Raw genomic sequence first — 15,005 nt, 5'->3', positions numbered from 1 at the left:
TGGTCAGCGCGATCAGACCAGTGACGGTCGATTCTGCCGCTTTGAGCGATATGGACGGGGCATGGATATTTCGGGAAACACAGCAGCGAGGCCGCTGGACGCGACGAATGCGGGATTTTTCAAGAGGCTTTCATTGTGCCTGTCGGGAAATCCAAATGCAGTGATTGCGCTGTTTGGTGTGTATTTTCTGGTCCAAGCCATTGTTCGCCAACTTGTACCGCCTGCATTGCGCATCGATGAGGCACAGCAAGTGCTTTTCGCACAATGGCTTGCTTTGGGTTATGATGCCCAGCCACCACTCTACAACTGGTATCAGCACGTAATTTTTAGCGTTTTCGGCACCTCAATGGCGACATTGGCTTTTGCCAAAAACTTCATATTGTTTCTGACATTCGCTGTTTATACCAAAACAGCCGAGCTGGTGCTGAGAGACAAGCGTTTGGTTGTCGTCGCTGCTCTGTCGCTTTACGTCATTCCGCAGGTCTTCTGGCAGGCACAGCGCGATCTCACGCACACCGCAATGCTGATGCTGACATTTGCTTCGATGCTTTATGTCAGCATCAGGCTCATCCAGCGCCCGACGACCATCGGTTATCTGCTGGTGGGCTTGGCCGCAGGCCTTGGAATGTTGTCGAAATACAATTTTGCGCTCATTCTGCCTGCGCTGTTATTCGCAGTCTGGATGCACCCGCAGGGTAGAACGCGGATATTGGACCGTCGCTTTCTTCTGACCATTCTTACGGCTTTCATCGTGTTTCTGCCGCATGTTTTCTGGCTGTTCAACAATCTCGGTTTTGCATCCGATGTGACCTTGAAGCGAATGGCTGAAGATGCGCCAGACAATAGGCTTCTCCAAATCGGGCGTGGACTTGGTCGCTTCATTGCAGGATCGACAATCATAATTACGGCGCCGACCCTGTTGCTTTGGCTGACGGCGCGGCGCGAAAAGTCCCACTCGCCAGCATCGGAAAGCAGCTGGTTTCGTTTCTTTTTCCATTACTTTATGGCTATCGCCGTGCTGATGATCCTCGTCATTCTCATCACGACGATGACAGAACTCCGCGACAGGTGGTTGCTGCCCTTGCTGATGCCTTTTCCCATTCTGGCGACATTGTTGCTGGAAGGGCGAGGGTTCGACACGGATCAGTTTGTCGGCAGGTTTTTGGCTATCCCTTTCGTGATGATGGTGCTTGTTCCGATTGCCTTGCTGGCGTCTCAACCCTTTATTTCCCTCACTGGAAGGGCATCAAGCTCCAACTACGATTGGCAAGCGTTTCATAACCACATCGTCGAGAACGAGAAGATTTCGCCGTCGGTGATCATCACACCGAATTGGCCGTCCGGTGGAAACTTGCGTTTTGTATTTAAGGATGTGCCTGTCGCAACGGTTACGTATGACGACTATGATCCCATCTTTAACGTGTCCAATGAGCGCCCGATCGTCATGGCCTGGACGGGCGACAGCGGTGGCGATCAGGTCGCATCAATGACCGCTTGGCTTAAGGACCAGATCAAGGCGGATGTTCAAAACGTGCAGGTCTCCACATTCGACGTCCCCCTGTACTATCCCATTGAAAATAAGAAGCTCCGCTTCAATTACGCAATCGTAAGGCCCGCAAATATCAAAAAATAAACAGCCAGCTGAAACTTGACCGGGCACCACCATCGTTCTTGTCGACAGTTTGCATTTAGCTATGATACCAGTAGCCATCAATCTTCGGGATGCTTGTGATGAACCCTTCAGAAAAATGCGATGTCCTGGTTATCGGCACCGGCATTATTGGCGTCATGTCTGCTCTTTATCTCATGAATGCTGGCAAGTCAGTGACCCTGCTTGAGCGCAGCGAGATTGCGGGTGGCACAAGCACGGGCAATGCTGGCATTCTGGCGTTTCCGGAAATCATCCCCATCCCCGCTCCGGGCATCATGAAAAAAGCGCCGAAATGGCTGATCGATCCGCTCGGCCCACTCAGCGTGCCGCCAGCCTATGCTCTGAAAATCGCACCTTGGCTTTGGCGGTTCTGGACGGCGAGTTCCCCTCGTCAGTTCCAGCATGGCCTGAAAGTGCTGACGGCGATGAATCAGCTTGCCGCCAGCGAGATGCAGCATGTTGCCGCTATACCCGAACTTACGCACTACATTTCCAATACCGGAACACTCGATCTTTACGACACCAAAACCAGCTTCGACGCCGCGAGCAAAGACTGGGAAGAAAAAGGGCGGGCAGGTTTTACGTTCGAGCGCATTGGCCGCGAAGAAGTAGAGCGCTTGCAACCGGGTCTCGCACCTAAGTTCCAGCACGCCATGTTTACGCCGGGCGGTTTGCAGGTTGGTGATCCTTACGAGTTCACCAAGGCAATTGCCAATCTCGTCATCTCGCGCGGTGCAACTTTGCGCAAGGGCGAGGCCAGCCAAATCCAGACAGTGGGTGAAACCACAATCGTAACTTTGACAAGCGGTGAGAAACTCAACGCTGACAAGGTGGTTGTTGCAACAGGTGCGTGGTCTAAGCCGCTGGCAACGTCGCTGGGCAATACTGTGCCGCTGGAAACCGAACGCGGCTACAATACGACTTTACCCGTCGGCTCCTTCGATCTGACACGACAGCTTTATTTCAACGACCACGCTTTCGTCGTGACACCCCTGTCGTCCGGCATTCGCGTTGGTGGTGCAGTCGAATTGGGTGGTCTTGATCTGCCGCCGAACTTCCGTCGCTCTGACGCGCTGTTGAAAAAAGCCAGTCAGTTCCTGCCCGGATTGAAAACCGAAGGCGGCAAACAATGGATGGGCTTCCGGCCATCCATGCCGGATTGCCTGCCCGTTATCGGTCCATCCCGCGCCAGCAACTCGGTGATCTACGCCTTCGGCCACGGCCATTTAGGGCTGACGCAGTCTGCGGCAACCGCAAGGCTGGTCACTGATCTTGTGAGCGGCACCGAAACGACGATCTCCGTCGATCCCTTCCGCGCCAGCCGTTTTTCCTGAGTACTAAACGGAAAAGGCCCGCCTTTTGAGCGGGCCTTAAACACAATATTCCAATATCAGAACGGGGAATCCGGGAAGTAGAAGTCCTTCGCGTTATCCTTGGTGACCAGCGTTGCATCCAGAATATAGGTGCCACGCACGGGAACCTGATCGTAGAAGCTGGCAGCAGTTAGCTGCATAGCTGTTGCCACCATCGACGGTGGGTAAAGCACGTCAACGGGAATAAGCTTGTCGCCGTCCATGACCTTCTTGATCATGTCCTTCGACCCAGCACCGGCAACGACATATTTAATGTCGTTGCGCTTGGCTTGCTCGATGGCTTGCAGAACGCCGACAGCCATGTCGTCATCCTGACACCAGACGACATCGATCTTCGGATATTTCGTCAGATAATCCTGCATGACCTTAAAGGCATCGTCGCGGTTCCAGTTGCCGAACTGGCGATCCAGAACCTTTACCTTGGAACCGGCGATACCTTTATCAAAGCCATCCTGACGCTGCTGATCGATAGGGATCGGCAGACCGCGAATGATAACGACCTGCGCATCCGGTGTTTTGTCCGCGATGTATTTGCCAGCAACTTCACCCAATGCAGGATTGTTACCTGCAACGTAAAGATCGCGAACGGAATCGTCATTCACACTCGGCGCACGGTCCACGAGCGCCACGAATTTGCCTTTGCCCTTCACTTCCTTGATGGCGTTGACCAAGGGATCGGGGTCGGATGGCAGGATGACGAGGGCATCGATACCCTGTGTTTCCAGATCCTGTACCGCGTTGGCCTGCGTCGCAGCATCCGGCGATGTCTTGACGATGACGTTGAGGCCCGGATGTTCTTTCATCAGAAGCTTTGCCACGCGCTCGGCGTGAAACACCACACCAGCCGTCCAGCCATGATCGGCGGCTGGAATGGAGACGCCAATCGTCACCTTTTTATCCTGTGCCTGCACCGCCCCCGCCAGCGCCACCAGCGCCACAGCCACTCCCAACAGTCTCTTTCGCATGTGTTTTCCTCCCACACAGATTAAGGTCTCGGTTTATCCAGCCGGGCGACCTGTTTACCCGGTAACTTTATGATCTCCGCATCAAGGACCGCTGCACCAGCATGGCGATGATGATGATTGCGCCCTGTATCGCGCCGATCAGATATTCGCTGATGAAGTTCGACAGCAGCATGATGTTGCCGACGAGTTCCAGAATGAACGCACCGCAGATCGTGCCCCAGACGCGTCCAGCCCCGCCCTTCAGCGCCGTGCCGCCCACCACCACCGCCGTGATGGCCTGCAACTCCCACATCGTGCCGGTTGTCGCGGACGTGGAACCAAGGCGCGGCACATAGAGAAGAACGGCGATTGCAACGCAGATGCCCTGAATGACGAAGGCGATGGTGCGAACGCGGTTGACAGCAACGCCGGAATATTTGGCAACGTCCCGGTTTGATCCAACAGCGGTGACATGGCGCCCGTAGCGTGTTCGGTACAGAATGAACGCTGCAATAGCGGTTACAGCCAGAATGACGACGATCGGGATCGGCACACCGAGGAACGATCCGAAATAGACCGGGCGATACATGGTTTGCAGTTGCGGTTCGCGAAGCGTGATCGCCCCACCTTGAGACAGCCAAGTCGTCAAACCGCGATAAACACCCATCGTTCCCAGCGTGGCGATAAACGGCTCGATCTTGCCGACCGTCGTAATCAAACCATTGGCAAGCCCGCAGAGGGAACCGGCGACAATGGTGAAAACAACGGCAAGAACCAGCATCAGCGCCGGATCGGCAACGGCACCGGAGTTCATCAGCAGGATCATGAGACTGGCGACGAAGGCCACCATCGAACCAACCGATAAGTCCAGATCGCCAGCCGAAATCACGAAGGTCGCGCCCACGGCGATGATCGCGATAAAGGCGCTGCGCGTGGCAACATTGGCGAGATTATTGACGCTGATGAAGTTGGGATTGACCAGTGCCCCGACGATCAGCAACAGAAACAGGGCGACGAAAGGTGCCACGGCGCGCAGATCTATATCGCGCAGCGACCGCCCTACCCTTTTTTCCTTGCTGTCTTCACTTACGCTCATACCCAAAACAGACCTCCCGTCCTGCCATTTCGATCAGGTTTATCCGCGCTTATGCTGCCGACTTCGTTTTAAGCCCGGCCGCATAGCGCATGATTTCCCGTTCATTGATTTCGTCGCCTTCCAAAATGCCGACAATGCGCCCCTCGCGCATCACCGCCACACGGGTGCAAAGCCCGATAACTTCCTGCATTTCCGATGACACCACGATGACGGAGTGACCGTCTCGTGCGAGCGCCGAAATGAAATGATAAATCTGCTGTTTGGTGCCGACATCGATGCCGCGTGTCGGCTCATCAATGATGATGATTTTTGGCTCGGTCTCCATGACCTTGGCCAGCAACAGCTTTTGCTGATTGCCGCCGGACATGCGCCCGACAACCACGCTGCCATCCCGAACACGGATATCGAAACGGCGACGCGCTGTTTCCAGCGATTTCGCCTCGCTGGAAGAGCTGAGATAACCGAACTTGCCGTGACGTTCCAATGATTGCAACGTGAGATTAAGCCCCATGCCAGCGTTCAAAAGCAGGCCCTTGGATTTGCGATCCTTCGTCATATAGGCAAGACCGGCATCGATAGCGGCATGTAAATCATGCGGCGGCAAAACTTGCCCATTGACCTGGACTTCACCCGAAGTGCGGTCACGCAGCCCAACAATTGCTTCTGCAAGTTCCGTACGACCGGAGCCGATGAGGCCGGAGAAACCAATGATCTCGCCCTTGCGAAGCTCGAAACTGGCATCCTTCACGTAGCGCGTGTAAACACTGCTGACGCTCAGAACGATTTTTTCATCCACATCAGGCTCGTGTTTGGAAGGATAAAGGCTGGAGAGCTCCCGCCCAACCATGAGCTGGGCAATGGCTTCGCCATCAAGGATCGAGGTCGGTGCAGTTTTGACCCAGTGACCATCACGAAGGACAGTCACGCGGTCTGTCAGTTCCATCACTTCATCCAGCTTGTGCGACACGAAAACGAAGCTGGTGCCCTGATCACGCAACTTGCGCACCTGCTGGAAAAGCGCGTTGGTTTCTTCACGCGACAAAACCGCCGTCGGCTCATCCATAAAGACAATACGGGCGTTGCGGCTAATGGCTTTGGCAATCTCCACCATCTGCTTTTCAGCCACGGACAACGTGCCGATCATGGCATTTTCATCGACATGGCAGCCGAGCAGATCAAGCACGCGTCGCGTTTCCGCACGCATCGCCTTGCGATCCAGCATCCCGAAACGCGTGATTTCTCGCCCGAGAAACAGGCTTTCCGTCACTGTCAAATGTTCGGCGAGATTGAATTCCTGATGAATGATAACGATTCCCAGCGCCTCGGCAGCGCCATTGGGTGGAAGCACGACGGGTTTACCGTCCAGCAAAATTTCACCGGAGCTTGGCTGCTCAAAACCGGACAGCACTTTGACAAGCGTGGATTTACCTGCACCATTCTCCCCCATCAACGCGTGAATTTCACCCGCCTTCAGGTCAAAATTGACACTGAAAAGCACCTGCACGCCGTTAAACGACTTCGAAATACGCCGCGCAGAAAGCAAAGCACCGCTGCCTTCAGCCGTCTCAATATCCATGATTTCCTCCAGGCGACTCCCACCACCTGCCAAAAATGTAAACCTTTACATCGCCTATGTAAAGGTTTACATTTTGTACAATGACGCAGATTTGATTGATCGCATTTGACGGGCAGCAAACTCTGTGTAGTGTCCGGTCGCGCACATATCGAGGCCCGCATTGTCCATTCCTTCACCCGCCACAATCGAAGACGTCGCCCGAATTGCGGAAGTGTCCATCGCAACGGTATCGAGAGCCATTCACACGCCGGAAAAGGTCGCAACCTCGACACGGTTGAAGGTCAATCAGGCCATTGCGGTAACAGGCTACACCACAAACGCCATGGCGCGCAGCCTGCGGCTGGGTCGTTCCAACATGATTCTTGTGGTCGCACCGGATATTGGCGATCCGAATTTTTCCAACATTCTCGTGGGCCTTGAAAACGAAGCGCGTGCACATGGATATGGCATTCTGATCGGCCATACGCAGAACGATGCGCAGCGCGGGTTGGAATATCTGAAGTTTCTCAACTCCAACCAGGCCGCCGGTCTTATCCTGTTCACCGGCATTCTGCCATTCGGCCATCAGGCAATGACCGCGCGCCTTCCGCCAAGCGTCGGCGTGTTCGAGCCGATCTACAATGGCGGCATACCCTATGTGGGCGTGGACGATGTTGCAGGCGCGCGGAAAATTGCCGATATGCTGATTGCCGAAGGCCATGAGCGCATCGCCTTCATCGGCGATTCCCGTGTCCGCCTTGCCTATAGTCGCCGTCGGTCGGGTTACGACGACGGCTTAAAAGCGGCGGGTTTGCGTGCCGCGCAGGGCATGATTTTGGAGGGTGATGGCACGGTTGAAAGCGGGCGTCTGGCCGTGGAGCAACTCTTCATGCGCGACACTTTGCCAACTGCGTTCATGTGTGTAAACGACCAGACAGCCATCGGCGTCATGATCGGCCTTGCCGCACGTGGTTACGACATACCGCGAGATTTTTCCGTTACCGGTTTTGATGACATTCCGCAGGCCGTCTTCATGTCACCGGCCTTGACCACCATCCGCCAGCCCCGCACGTCTATTGGCAAACATGCCATGGCTTTGTTGCTGGAGCTTTTGGATGGCCAGCAATCCGGCCAGCCGGAAATATTGCTGACTCCTGAATTGATCGTCAGAAACTCAGTTGGTCCACCCGCACGTCGGGCGTTCCATCCATAGGCGACAGAAAGATCAATAGGTCTCGCGCCTTGCGGTTTCTTCGTATTGCGACGCGGCCCATAGCTCTGTCTGAACAGCGTTTTGAAACTCCATAACTTCATGTCGCATCGCGGAATCATCGTAACCGAGATTGAGCAGATGAGCGGCGAGGGCCCGGCACTCGTCTCGCCAGAAGCGGCTTGCCTCATCTCCATGAAGCATATCGAGCATTTTGACACACCGCTTGATATCAGCGACGCGGTTTTTGGCGGGAAACGCAATTACTTCTGAACGCTCTGTCACACGCACACCTTACTGCTTTGGGAATCAACATCTTATGTTTACCGGTGACATGGTTAACGAAGTCTACAGACGCGCGATTATGGTGTTTTGTTCTTCCCAAAATCGTTGGGAACGCCGCCAATGTAACGATATGAGCAAGCCAGTATTCATGATTTATCAACCCTGATGTCTGCGCCGTTTCAGTTACAAAGAAACGTGGACAGCAAAAAATACCGCAAATTTGCGTAAATTTTACCATTAAAGATTACAGAAATTTCATTCGGCGCGTTCTAATGGAAGTATAACTGTGTTGAAACAGCATCCGTTTCGTAATATATTCCAATTAAAACAAGGCCAAGAAAAATGCAGCTCTCCATCGGGGGAAATTGCTTAGAGGAGGAGAGAAATATGTACGCCCCGCGCGTCTTCATCAGCATGATGTGTGCTTTGCTGGTGTTTGCGGTTGCAACATATTTTATCCATGGCTCTTTCTACACGGCCTTCATCCAAACCATCATCTGTCTTGTCATTATTCAGGTTGGTTACTTCATCGGCGTCGTTGTGCTTGTGGCACGCGAAAAGCGCCAGATGCGGGAAACACTTGGTTTTCAAAAAGAAACACCACCCGCCGCAGAACAGTCGGTCACTGAAAATATAACAGTGGTACCGCACCATCATGCCAAGCTGACAGATTTTTGACGCAGCTTAATCGCCACCCCACCAAACTTTTCGCAGGTGCGAAATAGTCTTGGTTTTTCCTTATCCCTGACATTTTCTACGTCGAGAAAACAGCGACGTAACGAAGCAAGGGAGACGGTATGACTTGGGGTTCGCAATCCATTTGCGTGATTATCGCTGCGAAGAACGCGTCCGACACCATTTCGACAGCCATCCTTTCCGCTCTCATTGAGCCAGAGGTCGGTGAAGTCGTGGTGATCGATGATGGATCGACGGACGCAACGGCGGCAATTGCGCAGGCTTGTGACGATGGAACGGGTCGTCTGAAAGTCGAACGTTTCGACGTCAATCGTGGTCCGTCTGCGGCCCGCAACCATGCGATTTCCATTTCCTCGGCTCCCCTTATCAGCATTCTCGATGCGGACGATTTCTTTTTCAAAGGGCGCTTTGCCGCGATGCTGGAGAATGATGACTGGGATCTGGTGGCAGATAACATCGCTTTTATCCAGCAATCGGTATCCGGATCGTCATCCCTCGTACCGGCGCGGTTTGCGCCGGAAGAGCATTTTCTGGCGCTGTCCGAATTCGTGGAAGGCAACATTTCAAAACGCGGTGTTGAGCGCGGCGAAACCGGCTTTTTGAAACCCGTTATCCGACGTGCTTTTCTTGAAAACCACGGGCTGCGTTATGATGAGGCGTTGCGGCTGGGCGAGGATTACGAGCTTTACGTGCGGGCATTGGCCTGCGGTGCGCGCTACAAGGTCATTCGCAATTGCGGTTATGGTGCGATTGTTCGCGGCGATTCCCTCAGCGGACGGCATCGGACCGAAGATTTGCGCCAGCTGTATGAGGCCGACCGCAGAATCATGGAGGTCTACTCGCTGACCGAACAGGAAAAATCGCTTCTTCAGGAACACGAGCGGCATATTCGCGAAAAGTTCGAGTTGCGGGATTTTCTGGATGCGAAGGCAAAGGGTGGACTGGGTGGCGCTATGAGCCATGCGCTGGCGCGTTTGCCCGCAGTTCCCGCTATTACACATGGACTATGGCTGGATAAAACGGAGCGTTTTCGCCCGAAGCCGCAACAGGTGTCTGATATTCGCTATCTGCTGAAATCAACGCCGCTCAATCCTTGAGGATGAGCGGCGTTACTATTTTCAGAAATAGTCGCGCTTGATTGTCTCCAGCACGGCCTGAAAACGCTCCTTGCGCTCTTCAAGCCGACCATCGGCGCTAAGACGCGGCTCCGCACGGCTGGCCTGCCACAACGCCAGCGTCGATGGGGCCGCCAAAACCTGCTTGGCCAGTTTGCGCAATGAGCGTGGCTCAGGATGCGTGCGCACGAGCAACTCACCGTCATGCGACGCTTCAGTCACACCATGCTCAACAATTGCCGCGGGCGGTGGTGGTGGGAAGCTCATGCCCCAGAATTTCGAGCCCTTCTTTGCAGCTTCCGCACGGGTGGAAACCGGCACATAACGCGGCTCGTATTTCACGCCCATGGTGCCTGCCCAATCGCTCCATTTGAAGCTGTTGATGGAGGTGGAGGTGCTGACAGCCACCCAGGGCACGCGGAAAGCATCGGCGAGAATCGCGCCATGCATGGATTCAGCGACAATGAATTCTGACTGGGCAATATGTTTGATGACCGATTTCGCTTCACCGCGCGGGTCAAGATAGGTCAATCCGGCGGGTTCACAAACGGTTTCCCACATGCCGAATTCGGCAGATTCCCAATGGGGAACGAAGGTCTTCTTGTGGATTTTGGGAAGGTTCTGAAACTCCGGCATGTCCGTCAGCATCACGGCTGGGTCTACGATGCCCTTTTCGGCGGGCAGACCAAGCTTGGCCGCAGTCATCTCGCCGCGAACGCAGCGAATATCCCACAGTTCTTTGTTGGAAATATCCGGCACCGCACCGTAGCCATAACCGCTGCCGATGATCAGTTTTCGCTGACCGGGCGGAAAAAGAACGTCGTTGAGAACCGTGCCGACACCGACAAGCAAAACATCCGGGTGGACATCACGCAGGCCCGGCAGCAGGAAATCCCAGAGCCAGAGATTAAGGTCATCGCCGAAATTACCGTGGTGCGATTCCCAGTGATATGGTTTCATGGATTACTCCTGAATAAGACAATACGAATGATGGCGTGGCTCACTTCGGACGTGCGAATTTGCCCGCACCCAACTCGAATGCGGCGCGCACGATCGCCGGATCACGCATCATCCACTTGAACAAAAGACCAAGTTCCGGTGCCTTGCGTTGTTTCAGCTTGCCCGCCTGGCTCCAGAGCGCCTGTTTGCGCGCCGTGTCCTTGTAGGATGCAATCGATGCCACATCGGCCGGACGTTTTGCAAAACGGCTCTGCAATGTATCGAGCGCCACCCAGGTGTTGAACTGCTGGCGCAGGAACTCTGGCGAGGTGTTGTCGATGCTGTGAAAGATGTTTACGCCCATGCCGCGCATGGCACCGGCATCGTCGCACAGCAGCGAACGTTTCGACGCCATAATGCAATCGCAGAAAAACAGAACGTCTTCCGCAGCCAGTCGCAACACAGGATCGAAGCGGATTTTTTCAAACAACGGCCTGCCGATGACCATGCAGGACAGATGCAGGAAGCTCCAGTTGCGCAGCATGACGGTCGCTAGATCCGGCAGTTCGATAACCTTGGGTGATTCTGAAAGGCGGGTCGCGCCCTCATTGTTTTCCAGTTCCGAAATGGCGAAGTGATAATAGAATTCGTCGCTCGCCTGCATCGATGCCCAATAGCACTCCCCACCAAAAGCTTCGAGGCTGTAAGCGGCGTTCTTGAGATGGTCTGGCGTCCAGATATCGTCCGAATCAAGAAACGCAACATAGGACGTTTCAGCCGGAACATTGTCCAAACCAGTGTTGCGCGCCCCACCCGGCCCACCATTGGCTTGCTTTATGACTTTGATGCGGTCACGCTGAGCTTCGTTCAGCTCTGCAATTTCATTTTCAATAGGATAGGGCGATTCATCGTCTACGATGACGAGATCGAAATCCTGAAGCGTCTGCGAAAAAACCGATGTCAGTGCGCGGCCAAGAACGCCATGCTGTTTTTGATAATAAGGAATAACGACTGTAAATTTCGCCATTGTTTCGCCCCTTGTGTTGATCAAGAAGTGTCGGGCCCGATAAAAAGAGCGGCCCCGATGAGTGGCAAACCTCCCGCCAGCCCACCACTTGCTGGCCTCCAAATATAGGATGCACGTATGCCCCCAGCTCCGAGCGTCAAGACGATTACCGCAAATGTCGGTTGGAGCGTTCTCTCAAAGACAGGCACATTCGGGCTTAAATTTGTCACGGTCCCAATTCTGGCAAGATTGCTGACACCGGAAGAATTTGGTGTGGTCGCTGTCGGGCTGACGGTCGTGCAGTTTTTGACGATGATCGCCGGGGCAGGCCTCACATCTGCGCTTATCGTGGAAAAGGAAGAGGATATGGACACGATCCATACCGTCTTCTGGGCCAATCTGGCGATTTCTTGCACCATGGCCGCAATTCTCTATTTTGGCGCGGAATTCTTCGGTGGCCTGCTTGGCGCGGTTGAAAGCGCCTATCTGCTACGAATCATGGCCTTTCTGATCCCGCTGCAATTGGCAGGTGATGTTGCCTATTCGCTGCTGGCGCGGCGCATGAATTTCAGCAAGGACGCCATCTGGAGCATGACGTCGGAAAGTGCCGCCGCCGTGCTTGCCGTTATCCTCGCGCTGGCGGGCTACGGCGTTTGGGCTCTCATTATCCAGCTTTTTGCCGCAGCCCTGATTCGCCTCGTCGGCCTTTATGCCGTCTCGCGTTACAAGCCTGCCTTTGTCATGAAGCCAAAGCGCCTCGTGCCTCTTCTCGGCTTCAGCTCGGGTTTGATGGGGTCCGAGATTGCCAATTTCGTGACCTTTCAGTCCCCGATGGTCATCATCGCCCGGTATCTCGGCCTTGCCGATGCCGGTGCCTATTCGGCATCCAACCGCTTTGCCAGCATCCCGAATCAGGTCGTTCTTTCCGCCGTTATGGGCGTTCTGTTTCCCGCGTTCAGCCGTATGATGGATGACAAACAGCGCCGCCGGGATGCGCTGATGTTCAGCACGCAGGTTCTGACCGTGCTTCTGGCGCCCATGATGTTCGGGCTGTGGGCCATTGCGGAACCGGGTATGCTGGTCATCTTCGGACCAAACTGGGCCTATGCCTGGCCTGTGCTTGGTCTGCTTGCCCTTTCCAAAGCCATTTTGACACCATGCAGTACCTTCATTCCCTATTTGAAAGGCGCTGGATATGGCCGTGTCCTGTTTTGGTCCGCCACCATTCGCGCCGTCGTCACCACAGCTGCCGTCTGGCTTGCGGCGATTTATGGCACGCTCATCGACGCCATGGTGTGGCTCTGCATCGTCAACGCGGTCACGCTGATTGCCTATTCATGGGCAGTCTTCAAGGCCAGCGAAACGCCGTTTTTCAAAGGTCTCTATGTCAGCAGCCGCCCAATGATTTCAGCCTTCATCATGGCGCTGTCGGTACGCTACATATTGCATGTTTTCGAAAGCAGCCTGCCGCACGCTTACATGCAGGTGCTGGTCGGCGCAGCCGCGGGCGGTGTCATTTATGGCGTCCTTATTTTGCTGACGGAACGAGCTCTGTTACGCAAGATTATCGGCCTCGTAAAAAACCGGAAAGCGCAGCAGGCAACGACGGAGACAGCCGTTTAAGGCACGGCGACACATTATCGCCACAAATCCGCCAGCTTTTCGTCGGCCTTTTCACGATGACGTTATGAAACGTGTGATCTATTTTTGCAGTGCAACAAAATACGGGTCTCTTTGTCATCCATAATATGTTGGCATCGAGACTCCGGCCCTTGAATAAAACTATTTATAATCAATGATATAATCCGAAATTTCAGGTCGTCGAAATCAACCTCCAGAGATTTACCCCTTACATTTTGAGGGGCGTTTTTCCCGCGCTGCCACATTTTACCCTCATGTAAAAACGACACTTCAGGCCGGGCTTACGTTCGCTCTGATTGCAACGCGGTGTGGGGGAGACACCGCCCAATAAGGGGAACTGATGTGACTTTTGATCAGAACCTATCTTCCCGTATCAATTTGATGCGCATACTTTTGATATCCGGCATCGTGTTTGTTCATGTGCCGCACAATCCTGAAACCAGCCCCTTTCTGGGCCTCTATGGTTTCTTTGACTGGATCCGCGTGTTTTTAGGCGACACCCTGTTTCGTATCGGTGTGCCGTGCCTGAGCGCGATTTCCGGCTACCTGTTGTTTCGTCGTGGCATGAAGGGGTTTGATTATCCAGCCACGATTAAATCGAAAACCAGAACGGTGCTGCTTCCATTCCTGCTGTGGAATGGTGCGCTGTTTCTTGCCGTTCTGCTCTTTCAGCGGTTTGAAGTCGGCATCGGCTATTTCCCGGATTTGTGGAATGCAAGCCCGCGTGAAATGATGAGCCATGGCGCTGCCATCGAAGAACTGCCGGTCAACGTGCCGCTCTATTTTCTGCGCGATTTGTTCGTTTGCATCCTGCTATCGCCGATTCTCGCATTCTTCGTGCGCCGTTTTGCGCTGCCGACCCTTGCCTTGTTGCTGATTGTTGCCGCCCTGCCCGACCTGACGCTGTTGATCGTGCAGAAAAAATCGATCCTTTTCAGCTTCGCTCTCGGCATTGCTCTTGCACTTCATAAGATCGATCTGAAAACGCTGGATCCCTATGCAGGCAAATTGACCATCTTGGTTTTGATTGCAGCAGCGCTTTTGGCAACCGGCCTTTACTTCACCGGACCTGAGTTCACATTTGAACTGAACCTGCTGCGAAACCTGCTGGCAATTTTCGGTGCCATGGGTCTGTGGGCTTCCTCTTCGCTGTTAATCAAAAGCCGCACCGGCAGACGTCTTTCAGAAACGGGAAGCCTCAGCTTCTGGATTTTCTGCGCCCATTACCCGTTGCTGGTCATCATGTGGATGGTCTGGAACAAGGGTGGCCCGGACTTTTATCCCGCATTCTACGTCGGGGCGATTGTGATAGCTTTCGTCATCCTCATTGTCAGCAATGCGCAGGTCCGCTCGAAGCTTCCGTCCGTCTATGCCCTGTTAACTGGCAGCCGCAGCGGAAAGCCGAAGTCCATCCATCAAAACGCATCGTCTGCGAAGGCTGCACCCACGCCGCCACCCGCAGAGACGATCATCCCGCAACGACAGAGGTGACCC

13 protein-coding genes are annotated in these 15,005 nt (G+C 54.2%); 7 read left to right on the top strand and 6 right to left on the bottom strand.

Annotated elements, in window-relative coordinates:
* Nucleotides 1-61: 61 nt before the first annotated feature.
* A complete protein-coding gene (locus RMR16_RS21105; protein ID WP_320197575.1) occupies nt 62-1,633 on the top strand; it encodes a glycosyltransferase family 39 protein in 1,572 nt (523 codons plus the stop codon).
* A 98-nt stretch (nt 1,634-1,731) separates the two neighbouring features.
* Nucleotides 1,732-2,985, top strand: a complete 1,254-nt coding sequence (locus RMR16_RS21100; protein WP_320197574.1) for an NAD(P)/FAD-dependent oxidoreductase — start codon at nt 1,732-1,734, stop codon at nt 2,983-2,985.
* Nucleotides 2,986-3,041: 56 nt separating this feature from the next.
* Here RMR16_RS21100 and RMR16_RS21095 read toward each other — a convergent pair whose 3' ends face one another.
* From RMR16_RS21095 to RMR16_RS21085, 3 genes are all read right to left on the bottom strand, one after another.
* Nucleotides 3,042-3,989, bottom strand: a complete 948-nt coding sequence (locus tag RMR16_RS21095; protein ID WP_320197573.1) for a substrate-binding domain-containing protein — start codon at nt 3,987-3,989, stop codon at nt 3,042-3,044.
* A gap of 67 nt (nt 3,990-4,056) precedes the next feature.
* Nucleotides 4,057-5,064 (bottom strand): ABC transporter permease, encoded by a 1,008-nt coding sequence (locus RMR16_RS21090; protein WP_320197572.1) that lies wholly within the window; start codon nt 5,062-5,064, stop codon nt 4,057-4,059.
* A gap of 49 nt (nt 5,065-5,113) precedes the next feature.
* The gene (locus tag RMR16_RS21085; protein WP_320197571.1) at nt 5,114-6,640 is read right to left on the bottom strand and encodes a sugar ABC transporter ATP-binding protein; all 1,527 of its coding nucleotides are present in this window, start codon (nt 6,638-6,640) and stop codon (nt 5,114-5,116) included.
* 160 nt (nt 6,641-6,800) lie between these two features.
* On the opposite strand from RMR16_RS21085, the gene RMR16_RS21080 reads away from it, so the two are divergent.
* Nucleotides 6,801-7,832 carry a LacI family DNA-binding transcriptional regulator gene (locus tag RMR16_RS21080; protein ID WP_320197570.1) on the top strand — a complete coding sequence of 344 codons (1,032 nt, stop codon included), beginning with the start codon at nt 6,801-6,803 and terminating at the stop codon, nt 7,830-7,832.
* A gap of 12 nt (nt 7,833-7,844) precedes the next feature.
* Here RMR16_RS21080 and RMR16_RS21075 read toward each other — a convergent pair whose 3' ends face one another.
* Nucleotides 7,845-8,114 (bottom strand): DUF6074 family protein, encoded by a 270-nt coding sequence (locus tag RMR16_RS21075; protein WP_320197569.1) that lies wholly within the window; start codon nt 8,112-8,114, stop codon nt 7,845-7,847.
* A 342-nt stretch (nt 8,115-8,456) separates the two neighbouring features.
* On the opposite strand from RMR16_RS21075, the gene RMR16_RS21070 reads away from it, so the two are divergent.
* Both RMR16_RS21070 and RMR16_RS21065 read left to right on the top strand, forming a co-directional pair.
* Nucleotides 8,457-8,792: an exopolysaccharide production repressor protein gene (locus RMR16_RS21070; protein ID WP_413785921.1), complete on the top strand. Its 336-nt coding sequence runs from the start codon at nt 8,457-8,459 to the stop codon at nt 8,790-8,792.
* Between the two features lie 119 nt (nt 8,793-8,911).
* Entirely contained in the window at nt 8,912-9,907 is a 996-nt protein-coding gene (locus tag RMR16_RS21065; RefSeq protein WP_320197568.1) for a glycosyltransferase family 2 protein, read from the top strand.
* A gap of 21 nt (nt 9,908-9,928) precedes the next feature.
* Here RMR16_RS21065 and RMR16_RS21060 read toward each other — a convergent pair whose 3' ends face one another.
* Together RMR16_RS21060 and RMR16_RS21055 are read right to left on the bottom strand one after the other, a co-directional pair.
* On the bottom strand, nt 9,929-10,885 hold the full coding sequence (locus RMR16_RS21060; protein WP_320197567.1) for a polysaccharide pyruvyl transferase family protein: 957 nt from the start codon (nt 10,883-10,885) through the stop codon (nt 9,929-9,931).
* A 40-nt stretch (nt 10,886-10,925) separates the two neighbouring features.
* Nucleotides 10,926-11,891, bottom strand: a complete 966-nt coding sequence (locus RMR16_RS21055) for a glycosyltransferase family 2 protein (RefSeq protein ID WP_320197566.1) — start codon at nt 11,889-11,891, stop codon at nt 10,926-10,928.
* Between the two features lie 117 nt (nt 11,892-12,008).
* Here RMR16_RS21055 and RMR16_RS21050 point away from each other — a divergent pair, with 117 nt between their 5' ends.
* Both RMR16_RS21050 and RMR16_RS21045 read left to right on the top strand, forming a co-directional pair.
* Entirely contained in the window at nt 12,009-13,493 is a 1,485-nt protein-coding gene (locus RMR16_RS21050; RefSeq protein ID WP_320197565.1) for a lipopolysaccharide biosynthesis protein, read from the top strand.
* Nucleotides 13,494-13,853: 360 nt separating this feature from the next.
* Nucleotides 13,854-15,002, top strand: coding sequence for an acyltransferase family protein (locus RMR16_RS21045; RefSeq protein WP_320197564.1), 1,149 nt, complete (start codon nt 13,854-13,856; stop codon nt 15,000-15,002).
* Nucleotides 15,003-15,005: the final 3 nt, after the last annotated feature.

The organism is Agrobacterium sp. rho-13.3, from assembly GCF_033957765.2.
In the GTDB taxonomy this organism is placed as follows: domain Bacteria; phylum Pseudomonadota; class Alphaproteobacteria; order Rhizobiales; family Rhizobiaceae; genus Agrobacterium.
This window is presented reverse-complemented; position numbering and strand designations above follow the sequence as displayed.